Annotated in this window: 25 protein-coding genes; 13 read left to right on the forward strand and 12 right to left on the reverse strand. The window is 56.0% G+C overall.

All coding sequences use genetic code 11. The features are described 5' to 3' along the window. Positions 1-59: 59 nt before the first annotated feature. Both alr and lpxL read left to right on the forward strand, forming a co-directional pair. Entirely contained in the window at positions 60-1160 is a 1101-nt protein-coding gene (gene alr, locus ACT3XD_RS01860; RefSeq protein WP_192536972.1) for an alanine racemase, read from the forward strand. A gap of 9 nt (positions 1161-1169) precedes the next feature. Next, positions 1170-2084 (forward strand): LpxL/LpxP family Kdo(2)-lipid IV(A) lauroyl/palmitoleoyl acyltransferase, encoded by a 915-nt coding sequence (lpxL, locus tag ACT3XD_RS01865; RefSeq protein ID WP_192536973.1) that lies wholly within the window; start codon positions 1170-1172, stop codon positions 2082-2084. Positions 2085-2338: 254 nt separating this feature from the next. On the opposite strand, the gene speD is transcribed toward lpxL, so the two are convergent. The 4 genes from speD to ACT3XD_RS01885 all read right to left on the reverse strand — a co-directional run bounded on the left by speD (position 2339) and on the right by ACT3XD_RS01885 (position 5565). Next, complete coding sequence (speD, locus tag ACT3XD_RS01870) at positions 2339-3133, reverse strand: adenosylmethionine decarboxylase (protein ID WP_192536974.1); 795 nt, start codon at positions 3131-3133, stop codon at positions 2339-2341. A 238-nt stretch (positions 3134-3371) separates the two neighbouring features. Continuing rightward, positions 3372-3791: an OsmC family protein gene (locus ACT3XD_RS01875; RefSeq protein WP_192536975.1), complete on the reverse strand. Its 420-nt coding sequence runs from the start codon at positions 3789-3791 to the stop codon at positions 3372-3374. 107 nt (positions 3792-3898) lie between these two features. Further along, complete coding sequence (murU, locus tag ACT3XD_RS01880) at positions 3899-4558, reverse strand: N-acetylmuramate alpha-1-phosphate uridylyltransferase MurU (RefSeq protein ID WP_192536976.1); 660 nt, start codon at positions 4556-4558, stop codon at positions 3899-3901. Continuing rightward, the gene (locus ACT3XD_RS01885) at positions 4555-5565 is read right to left on the reverse strand and encodes an aminoglycoside phosphotransferase family protein (protein WP_192536977.1); all 1011 of its coding nucleotides are present in this window, start codon (positions 5563-5565) and stop codon (positions 4555-4557) included. The genes murU and ACT3XD_RS01885 overlap by 4 nt, the downstream gene beginning before the upstream one ends. 70 nt (positions 5566-5635) lie before the next feature. Here ACT3XD_RS01885 and ACT3XD_RS01890 point away from each other — a divergent pair, with 70 nt between their 5' ends. The 5 genes from ACT3XD_RS01890 to apaG are packed head-to-tail and all read left to right on the forward strand — an operon-like array spanning position 5636 to position 11444. Then, positions 5636-8083: an LPS-assembly protein LptD gene (locus tag ACT3XD_RS01890; RefSeq protein WP_192536978.1), complete on the forward strand. Its 2448-nt coding sequence runs from the start codon at positions 5636-5638 to the stop codon at positions 8081-8083. A 35-nt stretch (positions 8084-8118) separates the two neighbouring features. Next, complete coding sequence (locus ACT3XD_RS01895) at positions 8119-9144, forward strand: peptidylprolyl isomerase (protein WP_018916439.1); 1026 nt, start codon at positions 8119-8121, stop codon at positions 9142-9144. Then, positions 9144-10196, forward strand: a complete 1053-nt coding sequence (gene pdxA, locus ACT3XD_RS01900) for a 4-hydroxythreonine-4-phosphate dehydrogenase PdxA (protein WP_225736041.1) — start codon at positions 9144-9146, stop codon at positions 10194-10196. The genes ACT3XD_RS01895 and pdxA overlap by 1 nt, the downstream gene beginning before the upstream one ends. A 43-nt stretch (positions 10197-10239) precedes the next feature. After that, positions 10240-11070 (forward strand): 16S rRNA (adenine(1518)-N(6)/adenine(1519)-N(6))-dimethyltransferase RsmA, encoded by an 831-nt coding sequence (gene rsmA, locus ACT3XD_RS01905; protein ID WP_018916441.1) that lies wholly within the window; start codon positions 10240-10242, stop codon positions 11068-11070. After that, positions 11067-11444, forward strand: a complete 378-nt coding sequence (apaG, locus tag ACT3XD_RS01910; protein ID WP_018916442.1) for a Co2+/Mg2+ efflux protein ApaG — start codon at positions 11067-11069, stop codon at positions 11442-11444. Before rsmA ends, apaG begins: the two co-directional genes overlap by 4 nt. A gap of 21 nt (positions 11445-11465) precedes the next feature. On the opposite strand, the gene ACT3XD_RS01915 is transcribed toward apaG, so the two are convergent. Together ACT3XD_RS01915 and ACT3XD_RS01920 are read right to left on the reverse strand one after the other, a co-directional pair. Beyond that, positions 11466-12860, reverse strand: a complete 1395-nt coding sequence (locus ACT3XD_RS01915; RefSeq protein WP_318782732.1) for a GMC oxidoreductase — start codon at positions 12858-12860, stop codon at positions 11466-11468. Between the two features lie 49 nt (positions 12861-12909). Next, positions 12910-13101, reverse strand: coding sequence for a twin-arginine translocation signal domain-containing protein (locus ACT3XD_RS01920; protein WP_192536980.1), 192 nt, complete (start codon positions 13099-13101; stop codon positions 12910-12912). 342 nt (positions 13102-13443) lie between these two features. Here ACT3XD_RS01920 and ACT3XD_RS01925 point away from each other — a divergent pair, with 342 nt between their 5' ends. After that, positions 13444-14262 (forward strand): symmetrical bis(5'-nucleosyl)-tetraphosphatase, encoded by an 819-nt coding sequence (locus tag ACT3XD_RS01925; RefSeq protein ID WP_192536981.1) that lies wholly within the window; start codon positions 13444-13446, stop codon positions 14260-14262. Beyond that, positions 14262-15386: a polynucleotide adenylyltransferase gene (locus ACT3XD_RS01930; RefSeq protein ID WP_192536982.1), complete on the forward strand. Its 1125-nt coding sequence runs from the start codon at positions 14262-14264 to the stop codon at positions 15384-15386. Before ACT3XD_RS01925 ends, ACT3XD_RS01930 begins: the two co-directional genes overlap by 1 nt. 18 nt (positions 15387-15404) lie before the next feature. On the opposite strand, the gene folK is transcribed toward ACT3XD_RS01930, so the two are convergent. After that, positions 15405-15950: a 2-amino-4-hydroxy-6-hydroxymethyldihydropteridine diphosphokinase gene (gene folK, locus ACT3XD_RS01935; RefSeq protein WP_018916447.1), complete on the reverse strand. Its 546-nt coding sequence runs from the start codon at positions 15948-15950 to the stop codon at positions 15405-15407. Then, entirely contained in the window at positions 15947-16327 is a 381-nt protein-coding gene (folB, locus tag ACT3XD_RS01940; protein ID WP_192536983.1) for a dihydroneopterin aldolase, read from the reverse strand. Before folB ends, folK begins: the two co-directional genes overlap by 4 nt. A 78-nt stretch (positions 16328-16405) precedes the next feature. On the opposite strand from folB, the gene plsY reads away from it, so the two are divergent. Further along, positions 16406-16978 carry a glycerol-3-phosphate 1-O-acyltransferase PlsY gene (gene plsY, locus ACT3XD_RS01945; RefSeq protein ID WP_192536984.1) on the forward strand — a complete coding sequence of 191 codons (573 nt, stop codon included), beginning with the start codon at positions 16406-16408 and terminating at the stop codon, positions 16976-16978. On the opposite strand, the gene tsaD is transcribed toward plsY, so the two are convergent. Continuing rightward, positions 16975-18033 (reverse strand): tRNA (adenosine(37)-N6)-threonylcarbamoyltransferase complex transferase subunit TsaD, encoded by a 1059-nt coding sequence (gene tsaD, locus ACT3XD_RS01950; protein ID WP_192536985.1) that lies wholly within the window; start codon positions 18031-18033, stop codon positions 16975-16977. The genes plsY and tsaD overlap by 4 nt on opposite strands. A 204-nt stretch (positions 18034-18237) precedes the next feature. On the opposite strand from tsaD, the gene rpsU reads away from it, so the two are divergent. From rpsU to rpoD, 3 genes are all read left to right on the forward strand, one after another. Next, complete coding sequence (rpsU, locus tag ACT3XD_RS01955) at positions 18238-18453, forward strand: 30S ribosomal protein S21 (RefSeq protein WP_008956349.1); 216 nt, start codon at positions 18238-18240, stop codon at positions 18451-18453. 175 nt (positions 18454-18628) lie between these two features. Beyond that, entirely contained in the window at positions 18629-20467 is a 1839-nt protein-coding gene (gene dnaG / locus ACT3XD_RS01960) for a DNA primase (protein ID WP_192536986.1), read from the forward strand. 221 nt (positions 20468-20688) lie between these two features. Further along, complete coding sequence (gene rpoD, locus ACT3XD_RS01965) at positions 20689-22545, forward strand: RNA polymerase sigma factor RpoD (RefSeq protein ID WP_192536987.1); 1857 nt, start codon at positions 20689-20691, stop codon at positions 22543-22545. A 92-nt stretch (positions 22546-22637) separates the two neighbouring features. On the opposite strand, the gene ACT3XD_RS01970 is transcribed toward rpoD, so the two are convergent. The 3 genes from ACT3XD_RS01970 to ACT3XD_RS01980 all read right to left on the reverse strand — a co-directional run bounded on the left by ACT3XD_RS01970 (position 22638) and on the right by ACT3XD_RS01980 (position 26112). Beyond that, a complete protein-coding gene (locus ACT3XD_RS01970; protein ID WP_192536988.1) occupies positions 22638-24209 on the reverse strand; it encodes an AbgT family transporter in 1572 nt (523 codons plus the stop codon). Positions 24210-24396: 187 nt separating this feature from the next. Continuing rightward, entirely contained in the window at positions 24397-25041 is a 645-nt protein-coding gene (locus tag ACT3XD_RS01975) for a hypothetical protein (protein ID WP_192536989.1), read from the reverse strand. A gap of 174 nt (positions 25042-25215) precedes the next feature. Continuing rightward, positions 25216-26112 (reverse strand): LysR substrate-binding domain-containing protein, encoded by an 897-nt coding sequence (locus tag ACT3XD_RS01980; RefSeq protein ID WP_192536990.1) that lies wholly within the window; start codon positions 26110-26112, stop codon positions 25216-25218. Positions 26113-26200: the final 88 nt, after the last annotated feature.

Genomic DNA, 26200 nt, shown 5'->3' on the forward strand with positions numbered 1-26200 from the left:
TGCGTTGCCGTTAGGGCGATGGTTTATTGGGAACTTATTATGTATAAGCGAGATACGTGATGCGCCCGCTCGTGGCCCATATTGATCTAGACGCGCTGCGTCACAACTATCAGTTAGCATGCCGCTGTGCGCCGCAAAGCCGCTCTGTGGCGGTTATCAAGGCCGATGCTTATGGGCATGGTGCCGTGGCGTGCGCTCACGCACTCGAAAGCCTGGTGCCGGCGTTTGCGGTCGCGTGTATCGAAGAAGCCATTGCCTTGCGTCAAGGCGGTATCAATAAGCCCATCGTGTTATTGGAAGGCATTTTTAGTGCTGATGAGCTGCCGCTGGTAGACCGCTATGGGCTATGGACGGCTGTGCATAGCGCGTGGCAGGTTGAAGCGCTGACGGCATTTTCACCCAGCCAGCCGATTCCCGTTTGGTTAAAAGTTGACTCGGGTATGCATCGGCTAGGCTTTGATGTGCATGAAGCTCAGACTATCTGGCAGCGTCTGGTCGATGCGCCACAAGTGACCGCGCTGCACTTGATGAGTCATTTCGCGACGGCGGACGCGAGCGACGGGGGCTATTTCAATCAGCAGATACAGCGCGTACAGGCGCTGGCAAAAGCGCTTGATGCACCCCTGTGCCTGGCTAATTCACCCGCCACGCTTGCCTGGCCTGCCGCGCATGGCGACTGGAACCGCCCTGGCATTATGCTGTACGGCAGCGACCCGCTGGAAGTTGCCAACGACACTACCCGGCAGTTACGCCCGGTGATGAGTTTGCGTTCGGAAATTATTGCCCTGCGTGAGCTGGATGAAGGCGAACCGGTAGGTTATGCGGGACGCTGGCGCGCCAAGCGTCGTTCGCGTATTGCCGTGGTCGCGGCAGGCTATGGCGATGGCTATGACCGTCACGCGATGGATGGTACGCCGGTGCTGGTCAATGGCCAGCGCTGCGCTATCGCCGGTAAGGTGTCGATGGACATGCTGACCATTGACGTTACCGATTTGAAAGCGGCTGATATTGGCAGTGAGGTGGTGCTCTGGGGTGCCGCAAGCACAGGTGAAGTGCTGCCAGTCGATGAGGTCGCAGGCTACTGCGATACGATAAGTTATACCTTGCTGACCGGGGTGTTGCCACGCGTACCCAGACGTTATCAAGAGTCCTTAGTTTAGGTGGTACGTATGTCGAAAAAAGAATACCCACGCTCGTTTGCCCATCCGCGCTACTGGGGCACCTGGCTTGCTATCGGGGCAATGTACGTCGCCGCCTGGTTGCCCTGGGGCATAAAGCTTTGGGTGGGAAAGGTCATCGGGTTGCTCGCGTGGCGCTTTGCCAAGCGTCGGCGCGATATTACGGCCACCAATCTGGCGCTGTGCTTTCCAGAAAAAAGCGCCGATGAGCAGCGCAAGCTAGTCAAAGATACCTTTATTGCCAACGGTATTGGCCTGGTCGAAACGGCCACCGGCTGGTGTCGCGAAGCAGAAGGGTTTCGTCATCGGGTGGCCTATCATGGCCAGGAGCATCTGGCGCATGCCAAGGCTCAGGGAAAGGGTGTGCTGGTAGTCGGCATCCACTTCTCTACGCTGGATTTGGGTGGGGCACTACATTCGCTATTCTTCCCTGCGGATGTGGTTTATCGGCCGCACAATAATCCCCTTTTTGAGCGCTTCATGACCCGCGCGCGGTCACGCATTTTTGGTCAGGCGATTGACCGGCACGATTTGCGCGGCGTGGTGCGGCGTATTAAGGCCGGGCATATTGTCTGGTACTCACCGGATCAGGATTTCGGTCGCGATGTCAGCGTGTTTGCACCGCTATTTGGTCAGCAGGCGGCCACCATCCGCCTGACATCAAAAATCGCCCGGATGACCGGGGCGCCGGTAGTGCCACTGATGTTTCACCGCAATCCCGATAATCGCACCTATACCATCGAGTGCTTGCCGGCGTTCGAGAACTTCCCAAGTAGGGATGAAGTGCTGGACGCCACTCGGGTGAATCAGTTTATCGAGCGGGCGATTCGCAAGCATCCTGAGCAGTACCTGTGGCTGCACCGGCGTTTCAAGACCCGTCCTGAAGGGGAAGAGGGATTTTATTAACCCTTTGTATGAAGCCTCTCACTAATCGAGAGGCGGCCTTGAGCAACTCTACGCGGGGGCGCTATTAATACCTCCTTGTACGCTACTTTCGCCATCTGACCGCCATGGATGGCGGAAATGCCGGAAATGTCAGGAACTGTTTTCCGGCCTTGGCGAAAGACCCCCGCTACGGGTTACTCAGGACCACGCTACCTGTGGCAGGTACTATCAGCAAAAAGCCGACTCGCGTCGGCTTTTTTTCGTCTACTCGGCGATTAGTCGAGGTTGCGCGAGTAGAAGATTTCCAGCATCTCTTTACGCAGACGGCTCTCGATATCGCGGGCCTCTTCAAAGGTAATATCGCGACGCGAAGTGCCGAACAGGTAGTTATCGAGTTCGAAATCCTTGAGCAGCATCTTGGTATGGAACATGTTGTCTTGATACACGTTCACATCCATCATTTGATACGCTTGTTTGGTATCTTCTGCCAGGTAGTCCTGGATCGAAGCAATATCGTGATCGATAAACAGCTTCTTACCGTCTACATCGCGTGTGAAGCCACGAACACGGTAGTCCATGGTCACGATGTCGGAGTCAAAGCTGTGGATCAGATAGTTGAGCGCTTTCAGCGGGCTGATATGGCCACACGTTGAAACATCGATATCCAGACGGAACGTGCTGATGCCGTTATCGGGATGCGACTCCGGGTAGCTATGCACGGTGACATGGCTTTTATCCAGATGAGCAACCACGGTTTCAGGCAGAGGGCCTGGGCCTGGTTCTGTTTTCTCTGGATTGGCCTCATCAAGCTCATGCTCAGCAATGAGAATGGTGACGCTCGCTCCGTGAGGTTCATAATCCTGACGGGCGATATTTAGCACATGCGCGCCGATAATATTGGTGACATCCTTCAATATCTGCGTCAACCGTTCGGCATTGTAAAGCTCATCGATATAGTCGATATAAGCTGCACGCTGCTCTTCGGTTTTGGCATAACAGATGTCGTAAATATTAAAGCTCAGCGAGCTTGTCAGGTTATTAAACCCGTGGAGTCGGAGATTATCTGTCATGTCCGAACCTCCCTATGGCAGATGAAAATACCCCGACGAGCCAGCGCCGGAACCGAAAAGTACCTATTGCTACCCTCGCAACACCGCTTATATAAACGCGTAGGTAAGACAGTAGGGGGTAATACAAGCCGGCGTATTATGCCCGGCCCTGACGCGCTATGCATCCGACGGATGCATTTTTTTAACTTATCAGGCGTGACGGGCCGTAAGGGCAGGCGCTGGACGCTGCTCGCGTGCCTCAAGCTTCTTTGGTCTCAAACGAATGAGTGATCTCAACACCGCCTTTAACCAGCATGATGGAAGCGCTGCAGTATTTTTCTGCGGAAAGCTCTACCGCGCGTGCAACCTGCTTCTCTTTTAGCGCCCGACCAGTGACCACGAAATGCACATGAATTTTGGTAAATACCGCAGGCACTTCGTCAGCGCGCTCAGCGTCGAGTTCGGCAACGCAGTCGGTGACATCCGCGCGCGCTTTATCCAGAATATTCAGGATATCAAACGCGGTGCAGCTACCCATGCCCATCAGCAGCATTTCCATAGGGCGCGGGCCCGTATTGCGGCCGCCGTGATCGGGTGGGCCGTCAATAATAACGCTGTGTCCGCTACCTGACTCGGCGACAAACTGACGACCATCTGTCCATTTTACCTTTGCTTTCACGTAGCTCTCCTCATCTAGGCAACGACAGGTAAGTCGCGCAGCATAACATTTCTATGCCAGGGCGCACTGTTTGAATCCCCGCCCCGGCGTTCTTTGATCGGTGATGGTTATAGGCTTAAAAAGTGCTCCAGAGCGGCAAGGCGCTCTGGTGTGCCTATATCCACCCAGTGCCCGGTGAAATGCTCGCCGCTAACGCGCTGTTCGTTCATGGCGTGTTTAAACAGCGGTGCCAACGCAAATGCCCCGGGGGGGTGGCCTGCCAGTAAAGCAGGATGAATAATGCTCACTCCTGCGTATGTGTAGCGCGGCGTGCCGTGAGTTAACGCGCGGCCATGCTCAAGGGCAAAGTCGCCATCTACATGATGTGCAGGGTTATCTACCAGCACGAGGTGCGCCAGGTCGTCGCCTTTGAGCATGGCCTGGGCAGGCAGGTAGTCGCACCAGATATCACCGTTGACCAGTAAAAATGGTGCGTCGCCCAGCAGCGGTAGGGCGTTTTGAATACCCCCGCCTGTTTCAAGCGGCGTAGATTCCTGGCTCCAGTGAATGCGTAGGCCGTAAGTTTGCCCATCGCCCAGCGCTTGAATGATCTGCTCTGCGTGGTAGCTAACGTTGATCACTACCTCGTTAAAGCCTGCCTGCTGAAGCCGCTCAAGGTGGTGAACAATCAGCGGCTTACCTGCCACAGGCAGTAACGGTTTTGGGCAGTGATCGGTTAAAGGGCGCATCCGCTTGCCTAGCCCGGCCGCTAAAATCATGGCTTTCATTGTGTGCTTTCCGCCAGGCGTTGGGTAATCGCGGGGCGCAGGGTGTTATTAACCCACTCGGCAAACGCTGTGTGCTCGGGCAGCGCGGCTAGGCTGTCTTCCAGGTGATCTAGAAAGTGCGGCAGGCGTTCCAGGTAGCCCTGTTTATGATCGCGTATCGTAAGGCGGCAAAAGATCCCCAGTACCTTGAGCGAGCGCTGAGCCGCCATAGCGTGGCACTGGGTTATAAACGTAGCCGCTGTCAGCGAGCCGGGAAGGCGGCCGTCGCGGCGCGCCTGAGCATAAAAAGTGTTGGCTAACTGGGTAAATTGAGGCTTGGTAAATCGCCAGTAGCGGCCGCACAATAACGAAATGACGTCATAGCTGATCGGGCCCGCCACGGCGTCCTGAAAATCAATCATATACAGGCGGTCGTGACTGACCATAATGTTCATGGCGTCAAAGTCGCGGTGTACACTCACGAAGGGCTGCACAAGCGCTTGCTCAATAAGCGCCGAGCGCAGTGGCTCCCAGCTGGGCGGAGTGGGTAGCTTCAGCCAGCTGCCCAGGCACCATTCGGGAAAAAGATCGAGCTCGCGGGCGAGTAGCGGTGCATCATAGGCAGGCAGTGCGCTGGGGCCGGCCCGATTCTGCAGCTCGGCAATCAGTGCCAGCGCTTTTTCGTGGTAATTAAGCACGCTATTTTCATCGCTAAACAGGTCTTGCATGGGCGTGCTGCCCAAGTCGTCCAGCAGTAAAAAACCGTCATCTAGATTGGCGGCATGAATTTTGGGCACGGGCAGCCCTGCTGCATACCAGCGGTTGCCAATGGCTACAAAAGAGGAAGAATCCTCTTGAGCAGGGGGCGCATCCATCACAATCTGTGTGTCGCCACCAGGAAGCGTTAGACGAAAATAACGCCGGAAACTGGCGTCGCCACCCGCCGGTGATAGAGTAATAGTGGCCTGATTCAGGCTATTTTGTTCAGCGGCCCATCGGGTGAGGGCATTTATCCGGGAAGAGGACATGCAAGCTCCTTGCTGGTCGGGCATCATGCGGGCTGTATAATACCTATTCTGGATGCCAAGGATAACGAACATGGGCAAGCGATTTTCGCGCACTTTACCGGTTGCGCATACGCTGATGGGCAGTTTGCTCGCGGGCGCCTCGTTTTCGGCGGTGGCGCAGGATCAGACGCTGCCCGCCGAAGCGCTCGACTGGCAGGCCTGGGGGCAAGGTGAAGCGTCACAACAATTATGCCGTGGGCGCTATGTGATGCCCGGCTACCGGTTGCCCGCTGAGCAAGACCCGGCGACACTGTCGGTTGAAACACAAGAAGCGGATTACGCCTCTGACGGCGAAGCACTGCTACGCGGTGATGTCGTGTTACGGCGCGCTAACACCGAGCTTGAAGCCGACCGCATTTTTCTACCCGCCAACCGCGAGCAGGTAGATGCCGAGGGAAATCTGGCGCTGCGCGATGGTCAGGCCCTGCTGCGTGGCGATAGTGCGACCCTGATGCTCAACGAGGACCGGGGCACTATAAACAATAGCCACTATGTGCTGTATGAAGCGCATATGCGTGGTCAGGCAAGCCAGCTTGAGCAGACGGGCGAATCCCAGTATCGCCTGCATGATGCTTCCTTCACAGCGTGTGATCCCGGTGCTAATACCTGGCAGCTGGTGAGCAGTGATATCCGGCTGGATCAGGCCAAAGGGTTTGGCACCGCGCGACATGCACGCCTGGAAGTCAAAGATGTGCCTATCTTTTACTGGCCGTGGCTGCGCTTTCCAATTGATGACAAGCGCCATACAGGCCTGCTGTCACCGGCTATCGGGTTTTCCTCGGATGGCTTTGATTACGCCCAGCCGTTTTACTGGAACATTGCCCCTAACCACGATGCTACCATCACGCCGCGCTGGATGACCGATCGTGGTTTGCTGCTTAACGGTGAATACCGCTACCTGTTCTCCGAGAGTGCAGGCACCGTCGAGGGCGGTTACTTAAGTAGTGATGACGGCGGTACCAACGGCGATAATCGCTTTGACGGCCAGGATCGCTGGTATATCGATGCGCAGCATGCCGGGCGTATCAATAACCGCAGCAATTACCAGTTACGCTATGGTGCGGCCAGCGACGGTCGCTATTTTGACGATTTCGGTGGCCAGTTCGGTGATAGCGACCGGGTCAGTATGGAACGGCTTGCCCAAGTCGACTATCAAGGCGAACGCTGGCAACTGGATGCCCGTGCACAGGGTTTTCAGCGTCTTGAAGATCCGCTTAGCGATACCGATAAGCCGTTTTATCGTCTGCCCAGCTTAACCGCCAATTCCAATTGGCAGCTGGGTCACGGGCTCTATAGCGAATGGCGCTCCAATGTCACTTACTTCTGGCGGGATGTGGATGAGCGCCGCGTGCCCGAGCAGGAAGCCGCGACCGGTAGCCGTTTGCACCTGACGCCCGCCGTCGGTTGGCGCGCCGAGAACTCTTGGGGGTATGTGGAGCCACGCACCGAGCTATGGCATACGGCCTATGACCTGGATTATGGCGAGCGGGAAACCGATCGGGGGACAACCCCTAGTCGCAGCATAGCAATTACCTCGGTGGATAGCGGTTTGGTATTTGAGCGTGAACTCGAGCTGGGTAGCCGTGATTATCGGCAGACCCTGGAGCCGCGCCTCAACTACGCCTATGTGCCGCGTACCAACCAGACCCAGCTGCCTGATTTCGACAGCCGTGAGCGTGCGTTCTCCTGGGATCAGCTGTGGTCACCTCATCGGTTTTCCGGGGCCGACCGGGTAGGCGATCTGAATCGCGTATCATTGGGCGTGCAGTCACGTCTGATTGAAGACAGTAGTGGTCGGGACCGCTTGACGTTTGGGGTGGGGCAAAGCGTCTATTTTGCCGAGCGTCGCATCGATAGTGAAGGGGACCCGGATACACTGCCTGCGCGGCCGGAAGAGGATCCTAATGTCAATCCGCAGCGCTACTATCAAGCCACACGTGACCGTTCACCACTGGTAACCCGACTGGACTGGCAGATCAATGACCGCTGGAGTACGGGCTACGAGTGGCTTTACGATGACCATCGTGAGCAGACCGAGCGCTCAAGCGTTGATGTGAATTATCGTCATCCGGCAGGCCATGTAGTGAACCTTGGGTACCGTTGGGAGATCGAAGGCTTCGATCCAGATTCGGTGCCCGGCGATGATGGCTTTCGCAATTACAACCGCGAGGAGTGGGATCTGTCGTTCGCCTGGAAAGCCAACACCAGGATTGATTTGATTGGCCGCTACCTTCACGATCAAACCAACGACCGTGCGCTTGAACAAATGGCCGGCGTACAGTGGAACGACTGCTGCTATGGTGTGCAGCTTGTCTGGCGTGAGTGGGTAGATGATAACGATACGGCACGCGTTGAAGATGACTTTAACGATCGCGGGCTATTTTTACGCTTTGTATTCCGTGGCTTAGGTGGCGTTGGCCAGCAGGCCGATAGCTATTTTGAACGGACCATTCCGGGTTACCGTCCTACGCCTTTGTAATGACGTTCTTGAATGGCGACTGAAAGAGACCTTTTATGAAGACCAGAAATACGCTGCTAGCCCATGCAAAAATCGTATCGGCCACGGGTGTCATGGCCCTTTGCATTGGTGCCGGTGCGCTCGTTACGCCGCTTGTATCGCAGGCGCAAGATTTTGCGTCTACCCAGCGCCAGCCGATCGATAGCGTCGTCGCCGTGGTAAACGAGGGCGTTATCATGCGTAGCGAGCTTGATGGCCGGGTTGCCCAAATACAGCAGCAGGCCCAGGCGCAGGGCGGCTCGCTTCCGGCGCGCTCAGCGCTTGAAGCCCAAGTGCTTGAGCGGATGATCATGGATGAAATCCAGATGCAGCTAGCCCGCCGCAGCAACTTGAGCGTTGATGATACTGAGCTTAACCGTCAGCTACGCACGATTGCTGAATCCAACGATATGACCTTGGAGCAGTTTGCTGACGAAGTGGAATCTGAAGGCATGACGCTTGCCGACGTACGTGAAGATATCCGCCGTGAAATGCTGATGCGCCAAGTGCAGCAACGTCAGGTAGGTCAGCGCGTATCGGTAAGCGACCGCGATGTGCAGCGTGTGCTGGAACAGCAGGGCAGCCAGGCGAGCGATCAGGCATTTGTCGAAGAAATCCGTGCGCGCCACATTCTGATAGAGCTGACGCCGACGCGCAGCGAAGATCAGGCCCGCGCGCGTGCCCAAGAAGCTCGCCAGCGTCTACAGCAAGGCGCTGATTTTGCGTCAGTGGCGCGTGAGTTTAGCGATGATCGCGGCAGCGCCCTCAACGGCGGCGAACTTGGCTGGGTACGGCCTGGTCAAACCGTTCCAGCGTTTGAGCAGGCGATGCAGTCACTGAACGTTAACCAGATTTCTGAGCCCGTGCGTTCTCAGTTTGGTTATCACGTTATCGAAGTAGAAGAGCGTCGTCGTCAAAACGTCACCGAGGAGAGTCGTCGCGAGCAGATTCGCCAGGCGATTTTCCAGCGCCGTGCCAACGAAGAACTGCAAACCTGGCAGCAGGAAATTCGCTCGGAAGCCTTTGTGGATATTCGTCTCTAATGACTCAAAACGCTGGCCTGCCGCTGCTGATCACTACCGGCGAACCCGCGGGCGTCGGGCCTGAACTGGTGCTGATGTTAGCGTCGCAGGGCAACCTGCCTGAACAGACCGTGGCGATCGGCGATGTAGATATGCTGCGCCAGCGTGCGGCTGAGCTTGCGCTTGATGTAACGCTGGTGGAAGCCCGTCCCGGTGAGCCGGTCAAGGCATCGGCTGGCAAGCTTCCGGTATGGCCGGTCGCACTCAAGGAGCCTGCGATGCCGGGAGTACTTAATCCGGCTAACGCCGAGTACGTGCTGGCAACGCTCGAACTGGCTGTTAACGCATGTATGGCCGGTCAGGCGGCGGCTATCGTTACGGCGCCGCTGCATAAGGGTGTAATTATCGAGGGCGGCTATCCAGACTTTACCGGGCATACGGAGTGGCTGCGCGATGCCTGTGGCGTCGATGAGGTGGTCATGATGTTGGCAACCGATGCGGCACTTCATGCACAGGCACCTGATTGGCAGGGCAGCGGTGATTTGCGCGTTGCCTTGGTGACTACGCACCTGCCGCTGCGCCACGTCGCCGATGCGATTACCTTTGATCGGGTGACGCGTATTAGCCGTCTGCTGGCGGCCGACCTGAAACGCCAGTTTGGTATCGCATCGCCACGTATTGCAGTGTGCGGTTTAAACCCCCATGCGGGCGAGGACGGTCATCTTGGTCGTGAAGAGCTGGACACTATTATTCCAGCGCTTGAAGCCCTGCGTGCGGATGGACTTAAGATCGAAGGGCCACTGCCCGCTGATACCCTGTTTACCCCACGCCATTTGGCGGGTGTGGACGCCGTGCTTGCGATGTATCATGACCAGGGCTTGGCAGTACTTAAATACGCTGGTTTTGGCCAGGCGGCCAATATTACCCTGGGCTTGCCGTTAGTGCGCACTTCGGTAGATCATGGCACGGCGCTTGATCTGGCCGGTAAAGGTGTGGCCGACCCCGGTAGTCTGCGTATCGCGCTTTCGCTTGCACGACGCCTTGCCACTCAGCGGGCCAATGCTGCCTGCTAGTCTTATGCTTCACGTTTGAAAAACCTCCAAGGAACTCTGTTAGATGTCTCAAGTGCCCCAGCAGCACCGTGCTCGCAAACGCTTCGGTCAAAACTTTCTACGTGACCTGGGTATCATCTCGCGTATTGTGCGCTCTATTGGGCCGCGGGAAGGCGACCGGCTGGTTGAAATTGGGCCAGGGCAGGGCGCGTTAACCGCCCCTTTGCTTGAGGCCGCCGGGGGGCTTGAGGTGATTGAGCTGGACCGTGATTTGATTCCCGGTCTGCGGGTGCAGTTTTTCAACTATCCCGACTTTATTATTCATGAAGGCGACGCGCTGAAATTTGATTTTGCCGCGCTTAAAGGCGATGGCCCGGCCCTGCGCGTGGTCGGCAACCTGCCCTATAACATTTCAACGCCGTTGATTGTGCATTTGCTAACTGCCGGTAATGCCATCGCCGATATGCACTTCATGCTGCAAAAAGAAGTTGTCGAACGGCTCGCCGCTGAACCGGGCGGTACCGATTGGGGACGGCTTTCGGTGATGGCGCAGTACTACTGCCAGGTGGATCAGCTGTTTATCGTCCCGCCCGAGGCCTTTGTTCCGCGTCCGAAAGTCGACTCAGCCATTGTGCGCCTCACGCCCCACGCTGCCTTACCGCATGTTGCCGATGACCCGGCGCTACTTTTTGAGCTGGTAAAGCTTGCATTTGGTCAACGGCGCAAGACCCTGCGCAATAATTTCAAAGGCCGCGTTAGCCCGGAAACCCTGGAAGAACTAGGGATTGATCCGGTGCGTCGTCCGCAAACGCTAACCGTGGCCGAATATGTGGCCATTGCCAACCGCGTCGCGGCGGATGACGCGCTAAACGCTGGCGGGAGTGATATCGGGTGAGTGGTTTAGCCATTGAGGTCAGCGTGACGCCGGAATACTGTGCGGCGGAGTCTAGCGATGTTGAAACGCGCTACGTCTTCAGCTACACCGTTACCGTACATAATCAAAGCCCACACAGCGTACAGCTGATGGCCCGCTACTGGAAAATCACCCAAGGCGGTGGCGATAGCCAGGAAGTGCGCGGCAAAGGCGTGGTAGGCCAGCAGCCGCTTATCGGCCCCGGTCAGCGCTTTCGCTATACCAGCCGCGCCATTCTACAAACGCCGGTTGGGGTGATGGAAGGCGCCTACACGCTGCTCAATACCTATAGCCAGCGTGCGTTTGAAGTGTCGATCGCTCCCTTTCGTCTGGCCGTGCCGCGCCAGTTGCACTGAACGCGGCTTTAACGCTGAGTGTTATGCCTGAGTTAAGCGCTGGTCCAAGTGATCGCATAAGCGAAGGGCAAGCTGAACCAGCGTCAGGGTCGGGTTGGCGTGCCCGGCGCTGGCAAACACGCTGGAACCTGCCACGTACATATTATCCTGGGCAAACAATCGGCAATCGGCGTTGACGATGCCTTGCTCAGGGTGATGGCTCATGCGCGTACCGCCCATATGATGGCGACCCGCGAGCTCGCCATCGGTGGGCAGCGTGACAGGCAGTGCAGCAAGCCAGTCCGCCAGCTGTACCCGGCCAATATCCGTGTCCAGCAGGTACTCGCCCAGCAACAGCAAGCTTTCGCGAATAGTGTGCCGGTCAAGCGCGGACTGTTGCCATACCAGTCGGCTACGCGGAATACCCAGTGTATCAAGCTCATCGGAAAGCTCGATGCGGTTTTCAAAGCGTGGCTCCTGCTCCCAGGCGGCTCTTAACATCGCACCATGCAGTACACGGCCTTGGGCTTGCCACTCGACAATACGCTCCCCCAGTGAAGGCGCCTGCAGGCTAAGCTCATCGATTAGCGCCTGTGTCGCCTCAGGATTCATGCGGTGCAAACGCAGGCCGCAGTTGAGTATCTCCCGGTTTGCGAGTGCCTGCTCATTGGGGGATAGAAAAACGTTATAGGCCTCATCCAGCCCTAACGCCTCCGGCTCAAAGATAAGCGCCTGGCCGACCGTTGCGTGAGGATGCTCCATCCAGTAGCGCCCCAACGTCTGGGCCTGAGGAATCAACTGGCCGCTCGCCTGTTGATTGCACCAGAGCAGTAAGCGGGCATTATCAATGCCCCCACAGGCCAGAATGAAGTAGCGGGCGCGCACCTGATGCTGCTCGCCCTGGTAGTTAGCAAACGTCGCGCTGGCAACTCGGCCGTCGGTCGTTTCCAGTGCGACGAGATTGGCGTTTAAGCAGCACAGCAGATTTTCTGACTCACTCAGCGTATCGGCGTACTTCAGCTGTACGCGAGTGGGGCCTCCCAGCGAGAAGTAGATACGGCTAAGCGCGGACGACTCAATGGGCTCATCCGCTGGGATAGGGTCTAAATCAAGCAGATCAGCCGCGGCGCTAAAGTAGGGCGTAAGCTCCGTATGGCTAATCGGCCAGGCGGTCTCGGGAGCGGCGGTTTTGGCGGTGAAATCATACGGATCAAGCGGGCGACAAACGCCACCCCAATGATTCGTCGAGCCACCCAGCTGACGCAGTCGGCTGGCTTCAAGCGGAAGATACGCATCACCGACGACCTCGCCACGGTAGCTATCCTGGGAGCGTTCGCTAAATACTTCATCGCCCCCTTCGCACATCAGAATGCGGTGCCCCTGGCGGGCAAGCGTCACGCCAATCGATACGCCGGCGGCCCCGCTACAATAATGCACACATCCACTGTATCGCCCAGCTCAGCGAGCTTTTCGAAAGGCAGGTACATTAGCGGTCACTCGCGCGTAGCAGCCAGCCGTTAACCATTATGCTGTCTGGGGTATGGCGTGAGGTTGGAGCGGGCGGTTGGCTCTGTGCGCTGGCAGCCGGGAGCAGAGCGCTAACCGGCACGAGCACTACACTCATGCCGGCAAGCGTTGCAGCTTTTAATAGCCGACGCCGTGTATAAGTAGGCAGCATAATCGTTATATTGTCCCTGGCCTTGGATGGTTTACTTTGCAAGGTGTTATAAGCGTTATGAAAAGCAGTATTCTGAAAAGTAACCGCGCCTACATTACCGACGCTTAATTTATATTGATGCAAATTTGCCCATCCCACCAGAGCAAATTTGCGAATAAAGCTAACGTACAATAAGCAGTACGTTTGGATGAGCAGTACGTTTGGATGAGTAGTAGGTTTTGATGAGTAGCACGTTTGGGTTAGTGCGATATCGGTTATTTTCATGCTCGTTATTTTTCAACACTCTTTATTTTCAATAGTGTTTTGCAGCACTCTTTTTTTATTCAACATAAGGCCCCGCGCATGAGTACCTACGCGATTGGCGATCTGCATGGCTGCTACGCCGAGTTTGTGGCGTTGCTTGAGAAGCTCAATTTTAATTCCACCCAAGATACCCTGTGGCTGGTGGGGGATGTGATTAACCGTGGCCCCGGCTCGCTTGAGTGCCTGCGTGAAGCACAGGCGCTAGGCGGCGCAGTACGCTGCGTGCTGGGTAATCACGATTTTCACCTGTTAGTGGTGGCGCGTGGCGGAGGCAAGCAGAAAAGACACGATACGTTAAGCGAGATTTTAGCCGCGCCCGATCGCGAGCCAATGCTTGACTGGCTGCAAGGCCAGCCACTCGCCGTATCTCAGGGCAATACCTTGATGACCCACGCCGGATTATTGCCCCAGTGGAGTGTCGAACAGGCGGTGGCGTATAGCCGTGAAGTCGAGCAGGCTTTGGCCGGTGAGCAGTCAGGGCGTTTTTTAACCGAGCTGTTTGGTAATCAGCCTGATCGTTGGCGTGAAGACCTTGAAGGGATGGACCGGCTGCGCTTTATCGTTAATGTCATGGCACGCATGCGCTTTATTGACGCGCAGGGGCAACTGGATTTTGCAGCGAAAGAAGGCTTGGAAAGCGCCCCGGCAGGGTTTGCACCATGGTTTCAGTACCCACGTGACGATGACCCGCATCTACTGTTTGGCCATTGGGCGGCTCTTGAGGGCAAAACGCCTGGCGCCAAGGTGCGTGTAGAAGCGTTGGATACCGGCTGCGTATGGGGAGGGTCGCTAACCGCGCTTAACCTGGATACCGGCGAGCGGGTCAGCGTACCCAGTCAGCAGCAAGGAGAGCGCTAGTGGCTGCGAATCCCAACGATCCGTGTATTGCCGGGCTGGATGTGTACCGCGTGGGTGGCGCCGTGCGTGACGCGCTTTTAGGCTGGCCTGTCTATGATAATGACTGGGTCGTGGTCGGCGCGACGCCAGAGGCCATGCGCCAGCGGGGCTTCAAGCCGGTGGGCCGCGATTTCCCGGTATTTCTGCATCCTGAAACCGCCGAGGAGTATGCTCTGGCGCGTACCGAGCGCAAGTCCGGCTACGGGTATTCAGGCTTTGAAGTGCACGCAAGCCCTGATGTCACCCTGGAAGAGGACTTGCTGCGTCGCGATCTTACCGTTAATGCGATTGCTCAGCGGGTAGATGGGCCGCTCATTGATCCCTTTAACGGTCAGCGCGATATCGAAAAGCGCGTGCTGCGGCATGTTTCCCCGGCATTTAGCGAGGACCCGCTGCGTGTACTGCGCACGGCGCGCTTTTTAGCCCGCTATAAGCCGCTGGGGTTTTGTATCGCCGATGAAACGCTGGCGCTGATGACGCAGGTGAGCCGTAGCGGTGAACTTGAACATCTGGCGGCTGAGCGAGTGTGGGTGGAAACCGAGAAGGCGCTTGGCGAGCCGGACCCACAGGCCTACTTTACGACGCTAGCACAGTGCGAAGCGCTGTCGGTATGGTGGCCGGCATTGGCTGACGGCAGGCTTGAACAGGGGCTGGCAGCAATGCAGAGCGCTCCAGACGATAGCCAGACGTCGCGCGCCCACTGGCGCTACGCGTTACTCGTCAGCGTGCTGGAGGATACTGAGCGCGAGGCTGTGGCCAAGCGGTTACGTTTACCCAACGCCGTGGCTCAGCTGGCACGCTATGTAGCCTTGAGTCTGCATCTGCTAAAAGCGCCTTTGGAACCAGCCGCCGTACTTCACTGGCTGGAGCGCCTGGACGGTTGGCGCAAGCCTGAGCAGGTCGAAACCCAGCTTCAGCTAGTGGGGGGCGTTGCCAAGGCAAGCGTGGCGCCATTAAGCGCTGCCTGGGAAGCTGCGCGTAACGTAAGCCCGCAGGCATTGATAGCTCAGGGTTTCAAAGGGGCGGCGTTGGGCGAGGCGTTGCGTGAACAGCGCCAGCAGGCGGTGATGAATGCACTGGGATAGGCTGTCAATTGGTCTGGCTTATCTTCCCAACGCCTTTTGCGGCATGGTGTCTGCATGGGATATCCAGGCACCGCCCCAGGTGAAGTCAATCGGCCAAAGGCGTTGGCTGCCCAGTGTGAAGTTATGCCAAAGCGCCGCGTAAGGCGTATCGCAAGCGGGGTGTCGTTCATCGGGGAGTAGCTCAGCCAGGGGCTGTAGCACAAAGGCGTTATAGGTGATTTCGTCGCGGGGCAGGGAAATGCCATTCACAACGCCACACAGGCTGCCGACGGTTAACAGGTCGATATCCAGCACCTTGGCGCTATATTTGGTCATGCCGGGCTTGCGGCCGTGAAGGATCTCGACGCTTTTAGCCCACGCCTGTAGCTGGCGCGGTGACCAGTCGCTTTCAAACGCAACGACCAGGTTATAAAAGTTGTGTTTATCGCTAAACCCCACGGGCTCACTTTCAAACACGCGCGAGACCTGTAAAGGGCCAAAAGTGTCAAACAGGGCGTCAAGGCACGAGCGTATATGGCGCACGGGGTTAACATTACTGCCTAAACTAACGGTAACCAGGCTCATAGGGTAACGTCCTTGGTGACCTCCGGTAGCTCACCGCGGGTAATCTCAAGGCCTACGCTGGTGGCCTGAGGGACTGCGCCGGGTTTGCGCACTCTTAAGCGTAACCATGAAATTGAAAACTCGCTGCGCAAACATTCCGCCAGACGCTCTGCAAAGGTTTCGACCAAGGCAAACTGGTGGGCGTCGGCAAAGCGCTGGATCCGCTGGCAAATGGCGGCATAATCCAACGTCAGGCTTAGATCATCGGTGGCAGCAGCCGGGCGAATGTCAGTCGCCAGCGTTAAATCCAGGCTCAGCGACTGTTGAATGGTGCGCTCCCAATCGTACACACCGATCACGGTGTCTACTTTTAACGCTTCGATCAAAATGCGATCCACGAGCTTTTCCTCAGCGGCAACAAGCCGGCGATTGTACGTTAGGATGAGACGAAACGACAGTAAGACGGGAACGGCGCCATGACATGGATAGTAATCGGCTATTTAAGCGGTAGCTGGCTGGCAGCGATCAGCGTTTGCCGGCTGGCTGGCGTGCGTGACCCGCGTCGCTGTGGTTCTGGTAATCCTGGGTTTTCAAACGTCCTGCGCCTTTACGGGCCGCGGTTGGCTGGCGCTACGCTGTTTCTTGATGCGCTGAAAGGCATGCCTGTGGTGCTGGCAAGTAAAATGCTGGCATTGCCGGTCAGTTGGCAGGGGTTTATCGGGTTGTCCGTGCTCGTCGGGCATAGCTATCCCGTGTGGTACGGTTTTCGCGGCGGTAAGGCCGTGGCCTGTGCGTTTGGCGTTCTGCTGGTGCTAGTGCCGGGTGTGGCCCTGCTGAGTGCCATGACGTGGGGTTTGCTGGCCTGGCGGTTAAAAACCGCCGCAATAGCTTCATTAGCCAGTGCTCTAGTGGCGCCCCTTGCGTGTGTCTGGCTGGCGCCTGCCTATATAAGCGTGGTGGGTGGCTTAAGCCTGTTAGTGATTTTACGCCACGGGCTTAATATTCGCAGGCTAAGGCGCGGCGAGGAGCCGCGCCTGCGAAAGCCTTAATCGTTAAGAGGTGCCTTGGGTGGCGCTAGGCGATCCAGGGGCCAGCGCGGCGTGGCCTGCATGATGCCATCGCTATCCTGTTCGTCGGCGGCCAGTCGTTGTGCGCCGACATAGGCAATCATGGCGCCATTGTCCGTACAGAATCGGCCACGCGGATAATAGGCTTTTGCCTGACGTTTTTGGCATTCAAGCGCCAGGCGTTCGCGCAGCCGATGATTGGCGCTGACGCCACCCGCCACCACCAGACGCTTAAGCCCCGTTTGATCCAGCGCGCGGCGGCACTTAATGACCAGCGTATCGACCACGGCTTCTTCAAAAGCGCGGGCCACGTCAGCGCGCGCCTGTTCATCAAGCTCATCGGCGTTTTCCAACTGGCGGATCGCGGTTAACGTATGCGTCTTTAGGCCTGAAAAGCTGAAGTCCAGCCCGGGGCGGTCGGTCATTGGGCGCGGGAAGCGAAACCGTTTGGGATCTCCCTGCTCGGCAAGTTTGGCGACCAGGGGGCCGCCGGGGTAAGCAAGCCTCAGCATCTTGGCGGCTTTATCAAACGCTTCGCCCGCGGCATCGTCCACGGATTCGCCCAAAAGCTCATAGAGGCCAAGCCCCTGAACTTCCACCAGCTGGGTATGGCCGCCGGATACCAGTAGCGCCACAAAGGGAAACTCAGGTGCGTCATCTTCAAGCATCGGCGCGAGCAGATGGCCTTCCATATGATGGACACCCAGCACGGGGATATCTAACGCCCGCGCCATGCCGTGAGCTGTGCTTGCGCCCACCATCAGGGCGCCGACCAAGCCAGGACCTGCGGTGTAGGCGATGCCATCCAGGTCACGTCGGGTCAGCTGGGCATCTTTTAATACCTGCTCAATGAGCGGTAGCAGCTTGCGCGTATGGTCTCTTGACGCCAGTTCGGGTACTACGCCGCCGTACTCTGCATGCATGGCAATTTGGCTATACAGCGCGTCGGCCAACAGGCCATCGCCGCCTGAACGGGAAGTGTCATACACAGCGACGCCGGTCTCATCGCAAGACGTTTCAATGCCCAATACGCGCATAACAGGAAAACTCTTTGGGAAAAAATGGTAGAGCGCCCAAGTCTAACACTGTCCCTCTTGGAGGGCGTAAGCATTTGCAAAGATAGCTATTCACGACTAAACTATCGTGCGCTGTAAAACTGGGTCGTACACTGTAGCCGCAATAATGCGTTTATGCTGTACGTACTTTCGAACTCAAGACTCCTTAAGGTAGGTGAGTGCTTAATGCCTTCTGTAAAAGTACGTGATAACGAGCCGTTTGACGTCGCCCTGCGTCGCTTCAAGCGTTCTTGCGAAAAAGCCGGTGTTCTTTCCGAAGTACGCCGCCGCGAGCACTATGAGAAGCCGACTGCTGAGCGTAAACGCAAAGCGGCAGCTGCCGTAAAACGCCACGCCAAGAAAGTTCAGCGTGAGCAAAAGCGTTTCGAACGGCTCTATTGATCCGTACCTGGGGAGAACCAGAGTAGTTAGCTGGTTGTCTCAAGAGGGATGCCAAACGGCCGCCACTAGGTGGCCGTTTGTTTTTCAGGTTTTTGCGCTGTTTAAGGTGATTAGGTAAAGCGCCTGATGACGTTAAACACGCGCTTAGCGCACTGCGCGAGGATGCTCGTCTTTCATGGCAGGCCAGATTCCACAGCGTTTTATTGACGATCTTCTGGGCCGCGTTGACGTGGTGGAAGTGGTTGGTGAGCGCGTGCAGCTTAAAAAAGCTGGCCGGAATTACTCGGGTCTTTGTCCTTTTCATCAGGAGAAAACGCCGTCTTTCACCGTGAGTGCCGACAAGCAGTTCTATCACTGCTTTGGCTGTGGAGTACACGGGAATGCGCTACGCTTTCTGATGGAGTATGACAAGCTGCCTTTTCCTGAGGCAGTCGAGCAGTTGGCGGGGCGTTTAGGGCTTGATGTACCGCGTGAAGGCGCCGATGACCCGCGTGCCCAGCAGCGAGAAAAAAAGCGCAAAGAGGGCGTTAACCTGCTCGAACTTGCCGCTAGTTTTTATCGCGAGCGGCTAAAGATGCGTGACGGGCAGAATGCCCAGCGCTATCTGGAGAATCGCGGGCTTTCTGCTGAGGTGATTCAAACTTACGGCATAGGCTATGCGCCGGGCGGTTGGGAGGCGCTTAAACAGCATCTGAGCGAGCGTGAAATTTCAGAGCCTGTTCAGGTGGAGTATGGCCTGCTGATCCATCGCGAAGATACCGGGCGTACCTACGACCGCTTTCGTGACCGGGTGATGTTCCCGATTCGTGATTTACGTGGGCGGACTATCGCGTTTGGCGGTCGAGTGATGGGCGATGAGCAGCCTAAGTACCTCAATTCGCCGGAAACGCCGGTGTTCCATAAAGGGCGTGAACTTTATGGCCTTTATGAAGCGCGCCAAGCGTCAAGCAAGCTTGAGCAATTGGTTATGGTCGAAGGCTATATGGATGTCGTTGCGCTAGCGCAGTACGGCATCCATAACGCCGTTGCTACCTTGGGGACCGCGACGACCGAGGATCATCTGAGCCGCCTGTTTCGCCTGGTTAGTCGGGTGGTGTTCTGTTTCGACGGTGACCGGGCTGGCCGTCAGGCTGCGAGCCGGGCGCTTGAAACCGCGCTGCCGTTGATGATTGATGGCCGCGAGGCGCGTTTTCTGTTTCTGCCGGAAGGCGATGACCCCGATACACTGGTACGCCGTGAGGGAAGCGAGGCTTTTAAAGACCGCGTAACCTGTGCGATGCCGCTTTCGGAGTTTTTGTTTGAGCAGGCCGCGCAAGGGCGTGACCTGAATACGGTGGAAGGGCGCGAACGTTTTGCGAGCCAGGTACTCGAAGCATTGAATAAAGTGCCCGACGGGATGCTCAAATCATTGCTGCTTGAAGCCTTGGCTAAGCGCAGTGGTTTGGCGCAACAACAGCTTCAAGTGTTGTTGGAAAAGCGCGCAGCGCCACCCAAAGAGCAGGCATATTGGGAGCCCGTCGCGGAACCCGAGGTTGAAGAGGATATAGGTCAAGCAACTCCTCAGCCGCCGAAGCCGCGGACGCGTAGCCAAGTGCTTACTCCGGTGGGGCGCATTGTACAGCTGCTGCTTCATGAACCGAGCGTTGTGTCAGCCGTGCCCGAGAGCTTGGATTGGCTGCCTGAAGATGACGACGCGCCGCTATGTCGTGATTTAATTACGCTCTTGCAAGCTGGGCGTTATCGCAGTCCGCAGGTGGTATTGGCGCATTTTCAGGGCAGCTCGCAAGGCCAGGTATTAGCAGCGTTTGCCAAGCGCGAGTTGTTGATTCCCAAGGTAGCACGGGAAGCAGAGTTAACGGGGTTGATTGAGCATTTACAGCAGAAGCAGCGTAAGCGTTCGCCCCAGGAAGAGTACGAAGCGCTGTTGGCTCAGGAGCGTGCCGGACAGAAGCTTGATAAGCAGCAGCGTCAGCGCTTGGCCAGTTTGGTAGTTGAATTGGCTCAGCGATTTTAACCGGTGTTGGAAGAGGGGTTGAATTTTGCCCTTACCAGCACCAGATATAGGGTCAGTCACCAAGTGCTGGCCTAACCGAACAACCTAACACACCTGAATGACCGCGCAAATACGTTTCGCTGGAAAAAATACAGCAATTTACGCTATACTGTTCGGCTTGTTGAGTTTAATCGATTCAGCGCTCTAGGTGTTTCATTCTTCTTCGTCGAGATAGGGTTTCTATGGCTGGAAATGCGCAGCAGCAGTCACGTCTGAAGGAGTTGATCGCGCGCGGCAAAGAGCAGGGTTACCTGACTTATGCCGAGGTCAACGACCATCTACCCGAGGATATCGCCGACCCGGATCAAGTGGAAGACATCATTGGCATGATCAACGACATGGGTATCCGTGTTGCTGAAGAAGCGCCTGATGAAGACACTTTGATGATGTCGGATCACTCCACGGATGAGTCCGCTGCGGAAGAGGCCGTTGCGGCACTCGCCGCCGTGGAAAGCGACGTGGGTCGCACCACAGACCCTGTACGCATGTATATGCGTGAAATGGGTACAGTAGAACTCTTGACCCGTGAAGGCGAAATCGAAATTGCCAAGCGGATCGAAGAGGGCACCCGTGAAGTGATGTCGGCGCTGGCCTACCTGCCAGGTGCCGTCGCCTCAATTCTGGATGCTTACGACGCCACTCAGGATGAGGAAGCTCCTGGTCGTTTGTCGGATCTCTTCTCAGGGTTTATCGACCCGGATGAAGGTATTCCCGGCGTTGCCGAAGCGGATGTGCCTGAACCTGAGGTAGACACCGACTTAAGCGACGACGAAGACGGTGACGACGATGGCGATGAGGATGACGAAGACTCCAACGCCAGCGAAGGTGGCCCGGACCCGGAAGAGGCGCGGGCACGCTTTGAGCAAATTCGTGAGCAAAACGCGTTAGCCCAGGCGGCGCTTGCTAAGCATGGGCGTGGTAGCGCTGAGCTAAAAGCCGAGCAGACACGTCTTGCTGAGCTTTTCTCGCCGATCAAGCTGGTGCCGAAACACTTTGAGCGCCTGGTAGGTCAGGTACGTATTAGTGTTGAGCAAGTGCGTGCCCAGGAAAAAGCGGTCATGCAGCTTTGCGTTAAAAAAGCCAAAGTGCCGCGCAAGACGTTTATCAAGTCGTTCCCGGGTAGCGAATCTAACCCCAAATGGTTGGATGCTTTTCAGGAAGCGCAGCCCAAGTACGCTGATCGTCTTGAGCCACTACGTTCTGATATCGCCCGTTCGCAGCGTAAAATTGCTTTCGAAGAAGACATGGTGCAGCTCACCGTGGCGGATTTGAAAGAGGTGAATCGCAAACTGTCGATTGGTGAGGCGAAAGCACGTCGCGCCAAGAAAGAGATGGTTGAGGCTAACCTGCGTCTGGTTATCTCGATTGCCAAGAAGTACACCAACCGTGGCCTGCAGTTCCTGGATCTGATTCAGGAAGGCAATATCGGGTTGATGAAGGCCGTGGATAAGTTCGAATACCGTCGGGGTTATAAGTTCTCTACTTATGCTACCTGGTGGATTCGTCAGGCGATCACCCGCTCGATTGCGGATCAGGCGCGGACTATTCGTATTCCGGTGCATATGATCGAGACGATCAACAAGCTTAACCGCGTGTCGCGCCAGATGCTGCAAGAAATGGGCCGCGAGCCGACACCGGAAGAGCTGGGCGAACGTCTGGAAATGCCGGAAGACAAAGTACGCAAGGTGCTTAAAATTGCCAAAGAGCCGATCTCCATGGAGACGCCGATTGGTGATGATGACGACTCGCATCTGGGAGACTTTATCGAGGACGGCACGATGCTGCTGCCCATTGATATGGCCACCGGCGAAGGTCTTATCGAAGCGACTCGCAACGTACTTGGCGGCTTGACAGCGCGTGAAGCTAAAGTACTGCGCATGCGGTTCGGTATTGATATGAATACCGATCATACGCTGGAAGAAGTTGGCAAGCAGTTTGATGTAACCCGTGAACGGATTCGTCAGATTGAGGCCAAAGCCCTGCGTAAGCTTCGCCATCCGTCGCGTTCTGAGCCGCTGCGCTCGTTCCTGGATGAGTAGTGACGCGTGAGTGGTAAATAGTAAGTAGTGAGTCGTGGAAAGCAAAAGCCCGCCGTTCTTTGAACGGCGGGCTTTTTCGTGCAGTTGGCTTTTTATAGCGTGTAGTAGGTGGCGGCCCCCGGGCCGACCGGTAGCCCAAACACGAACACCCAGATGAAAAACAAAATGCTCCAGCCCACCAGCATGAACAAGGTATAGGGCAGCATCAGCGCGACCAGGGTGCCGATGCCCATGTCGTTGCGGTAGCGAGTGGCAACGGCCAGAATCAAGCCAAAGTAGCTCATCATCGGAGTGATCAGGTTGGTGACCGAGTCACCGATACGATAAGCGGCCTGGATAACTTCCGGGGCGTAGCCCATCAGCATCAGCATGGGTACAAAGATGGGCGCTGTCACTGCCCACTGGGCCGACGCGCTTCCGAGCGAAAGGTTAACGAAGGCGCACATAAGAATAAACAGGGCAAACAAGCCGGGGCCGCGTAAGCCAAGAGACTCAAGCAAGTCGGCGCCCGCAACGGCGGTGACGGTACCAAAGTTGCTCCAGTTAAACAGCGCCACAAACTGAGCGGCAAAGAAAACCAGCACGATATACAGTCCAAGGCTGCTCATGCTTTTGGCCATGGCGTTTACCACGTCACGATCATTATGCATCGTGCCTGCTAAGCGCCCGTAGGTGAAGCCCAGCAACGTGAAGGCAACCGCTACGATAACCACGATACCGCGTAAAAAAGGTGATCCACTCACTAAGCCGGTTTCTGGGTTACGCAGAATACCGCCTTCGGGAACCACCATAACGGCGATGATGGAAGCCAGAACAAGGGCTGCTAAACCAGTGCCTTTTAAGGCACGCTTTTCGCCATCAGTTAGGCCTTCCATACGCTGCTGGTCAATGCTGCTATCGGCATAAGAGGCGTCAAATTTACCTAGCTTGGGTTCCACGATGCGCTCGGTGACCAAGCCACCGATTAAGGTCACAAAGAACGTGCTGGCAAACATGAAGAACCAGTTTGCTTCAGCGCCCACTATGTAGGTTGGGTCCAATAACCGCGCGGCCTCTTGGGTAATACCTGAAAGCAGAGGATCGACGGTGCCAATCAAAAGATTCGCGCTGTAGCCCCCGGATACCCCACAAAAAGCCGCAGCAAGACCCGCTAATGGATGGCGGCCCAGCGAATGAAAGATCATCGCCGCGAGAGGAATGAGCACAACGTAACCAAGCTCGGCCGCCATATTGGACATGATGCCCGCAAACACGACGGCGTAGGTAACGATGCGCGGCGAGCGGTTAAGCACTAGAGCGCGCATGCTGGCAGACAGTAGCCCTGAGTGTTCGGCCACGCCAACGCCCAGCATGGCGACCAACACGGTACCTAGTGGCGCAAAGCCTGTGAAGTTCGTCACCATCTCGGTCACTAAGCGACGTAAGCCTTCCGCGTTTAGCAGCGAGTTAACCGCGATCCATTCGCCCTCGTTGGCGGGGCGCGGATCAGCCACCGATACACCTAAAGCCCCGGCGATACCGCTGGCAACCACCACAAGCACACATAAAATGGCAAACAGAGTAACGGGATGCGGAAGCAGGTTGCCTAGCCATTCCACACTATCAAGAAAGCGGGTAAAGGCACCGCGCTTTAGATGTTCTTCGCTATTTTTGGAGTTTGTCATAAGTTTTATGTCGTCAGTGAGTGGTTTTTTAGTAAAAAACGCCCAAAGGGGCCTAGTGGCCGACACTACGTTGAAGCATCAGGCGGCGCAAACGGCTTTGCGTATAGCGGGATTTAAAAAATGAAACGCCGCCTGAATAGGCTTCAGGCGGCGTTTATCCACAGACGGGATGAATTAGCGGGTTTTGCTAGACGCTATGCGCTTTGCGGATACGTAAGGCGAGAAGTAGAAGCTCGATAATGGCAAATAGAATCAGACTATAGCCTAAAAGCTCTATCACCTCTTCAGCGACATCTTTAAAAATGCGCACGTAGTTGTCTTCAAGCACGGCACGCCAAAAAATCTGGCGTCCATAAAGGCGCGAGAAGATGTAGGTCGTCAGCACGCCGCCCGCAAACAGTCCGAACGAAAAGGTGTTGCTGTAGTGGGCAAACTCAGCGATAAAGCGTCGACGTTGATATACCACCCAGCCAATAGAGGGCAAAATGATTAATGCAACAAGGACCTTCCAGCTATTATCCGCCACAAACTCATCGAAAAAGTAATCCTGCTCGCGGATTAGCGAGGCTGCAACAAAGGCCAGCATAAGCAGAGTGACATTGGGCCATACCTTGAGCACCTGACGAATATAGATCAATAGCCCGCAGCAGCTGGCAAGCGTGAGCGTTTGGGAAAATTCAGTAAAACCCAGCTCGGTAAAGCGTACCGAAGGTAAATACACAGCTTCCAAATAAGCGCCTTGAGCGATGCCGCCAATAAACAGCACATAAAGAGTGGCCCGCAGTAGCGTAATGCGAAAATCAATAGGCCAGTTAGGTGGGGGAAGTTGCATACCTTATCCTTAAGGGTCGAGGGTCACGGTTTTACTGACAGAAACATTCAATTCTGCATGTTCATTATATCGTCACCTTTGTGTGCTAGCACACTACCCTTGTTAATAATCTTTCGACGAATGGACTATAGCGCTGCGCCATCAGCGATAAATGAGAAGTCAGCGCTAAAACCGTTAATTCGTTTGAGTGTTTGGCAACACCTGGGCAATATTAGCCACCAGGTAATCGACCAGCTGGCGAATTTTGGGGGAAAGATGCCGGTGTCGGGGGTAAACCGCCCAAACCGCCGTATCATAATGTTGAAAAGGTTCCAGCACTGCCACCAGCTCACCGCTTGCCAGATGGGGCGCCACGTAATAATCGGGCAGTTGGGCCAAACCTAATCCTTTAAGCGCTGCATCCAGCAGGGCGGGCCCAGAGTTACCGGTCCAGCAGCCTTCTACCCGTACTTCACGGCGCTGGCCGTTTACATCAAACAGCCAGCTTGGCCGTGAACCTACCAGACAGCGATGCTGGCTAAGCTCGGCCAGCGTATGCGGTGGCGGTGTTTGGCGAAAGTAGGCCTGCGAACCCACGACATATTCGCGCCGCTCGCACAGGCGTCGGGCAATTAAGCTAGAGTCCTTTAAAACCCCCATTCTAATAGCGATATCAAAGCCTTCCTCAATTAACTCAACCGGTCGATTAGTAAAATGCATATGCACGTCAAGCTCCGGGTGCAGGCATTGAAAGTTATTAACCAGCGGCGCTATGTAGCGTTCGCCAAACGTTGTTGCAGAAGTGAGCCTTAGCATGCCGCGCGGTTTGGCCTGTAGCTCACTAATGGCTTGTTCTGCATCTTTCAAGCCATCAAACAGGTGTTGGCAGTGCTCAATATATAATGCTCCAGCATCCGTTAAGCGGATCTGGCGCGTGGTACGGTATAAAAGTTGAATGCCCAGCTGGTTCTCAAGCTGGCTTACTAAACGGCTAATATGTGAAGTGGATACTTTAAGATGGCTGGCTGCGGCTGAGAATGTGCCCAGGCGAACCACTTCAATAAAAGCTTCGACGCGATCCCAACGCTGCATGGTTACCCTGTTGTCGGTAAATTGTTGCTCAGTGGCAATAATATTATGAGTATATCCCGCTTTTTCCCTAGCCCCTAGCTGTCTTACA

This window comes from Halomonas sp. AOP7-B1-5 (genome assembly GCF_052353045.1).
Taxonomy (GTDB): domain Bacteria; phylum Pseudomonadota; class Gammaproteobacteria; order Pseudomonadales; family Halomonadaceae; genus Vreelandella; species Vreelandella colorata.

What these genes read in the sequence shown, in the direction of transcription:
- alr (WP_192536972.1), top strand. Translation starts at nt 60, where the DNA reads ATGCGCCCGCTCGTGGCCCATATTGATCTAGACGCGCTGCGTCACAAC.
- lpxL (WP_192536973.1), top strand. Translation starts at nt 1,170, where the DNA reads ATGTCGAAAAAAGAATACCCACGCTCGTTTGCCCATCCGCGCTACTGG.
- speD (WP_192536974.1), bottom strand. Translation starts at nt 3,133, where the DNA reads ATGACAGATAATCTCCGACTCCACGGGTTTAATAACCTGACAAGCTCG.
- murU (WP_192536976.1), bottom strand. Translation starts at nt 4,558, where the DNA reads ATGAAAGCCATGATTTTAGCGGCCGGGCTAGGCAAGCGGATGCGCCCT.
- ACT3XD_RS01885 (WP_192536977.1), bottom strand. Translation starts at nt 5,565, where the DNA reads ATGTCCTCTTCCCGGATAAATGCCCTCACCCGATGGGCCGCTGAACAA.
- ACT3XD_RS01890 (WP_192536978.1), top strand. Translation starts at nt 5,636, where the DNA reads ATGGGCAAGCGATTTTCGCGCACTTTACCGGTTGCGCATACGCTGATG.
- ACT3XD_RS01895 (WP_018916439.1), top strand. Translation starts at nt 8,119, where the DNA reads ATGAAGACCAGAAATACGCTGCTAGCCCATGCAAAAATCGTATCGGCC.
- pdxA (WP_225736041.1), top strand. Translation starts at nt 9,144, where the DNA reads ATGACTCAAAACGCTGGCCTGCCGCTGCTGATCACTACCGGCGAACCC.
- rsmA (WP_018916441.1), top strand. Translation starts at nt 10,240, where the DNA reads ATGTCTCAAGTGCCCCAGCAGCACCGTGCTCGCAAACGCTTCGGTCAA.
- ACT3XD_RS01920 (WP_192536980.1), bottom strand. Translation starts at nt 13,101, where the DNA reads ATGCTGCCTACTTATACACGGCGTCGGCTATTAAAAGCTGCAACGCTT.
- ACT3XD_RS01925 (WP_192536981.1), top strand. Translation starts at nt 13,444, where the DNA reads ATGAGTACCTACGCGATTGGCGATCTGCATGGCTGCTACGCCGAGTTT.
- folK (WP_018916447.1), bottom strand. Translation starts at nt 15,950, where the DNA reads ATGAGCCTGGTTACCGTTAGTTTAGGCAGTAATGTTAACCCCGTGCGC.
- plsY (WP_192536984.1), top strand. Translation starts at nt 16,406, where the DNA reads ATGACATGGATAGTAATCGGCTATTTAAGCGGTAGCTGGCTGGCAGCG.
- tsaD (WP_192536985.1), bottom strand. Translation starts at nt 18,033, where the DNA reads ATGCGCGTATTGGGCATTGAAACGTCTTGCGATGAGACCGGCGTCGCT.
- rpsU (WP_008956349.1), top strand. Translation starts at nt 18,238, where the DNA reads ATGCCTTCTGTAAAAGTACGTGATAACGAGCCGTTTGACGTCGCCCTG.
- dnaG (WP_192536986.1), top strand. Translation starts at nt 18,629, where the DNA reads ATGGCAGGCCAGATTCCACAGCGTTTTATTGACGATCTTCTGGGCCGC.
- rpoD (WP_192536987.1), top strand. Translation starts at nt 20,689, where the DNA reads ATGGCTGGAAATGCGCAGCAGCAGTCACGTCTGAAGGAGTTGATCGCG.
- ACT3XD_RS01970 (WP_192536988.1), bottom strand. Translation starts at nt 24,209, where the DNA reads ATGACAAACTCCAAAAATAGCGAAGAACATCTAAAGCGCGGTGCCTTT.
- ACT3XD_RS01975 (WP_192536989.1), bottom strand. Translation starts at nt 25,041, where the DNA reads ATGCAACTTCCCCCACCTAACTGGCCTATTGATTTTCGCATTACGCTA.
- ACT3XD_RS01980 (WP_192536990.1), bottom strand. Translation starts at nt 26,112, where the DNA reads ATGCAGCGTTGGGATCGCGTCGAAGCTTTTATTGAAGTGGTTCGCCTG.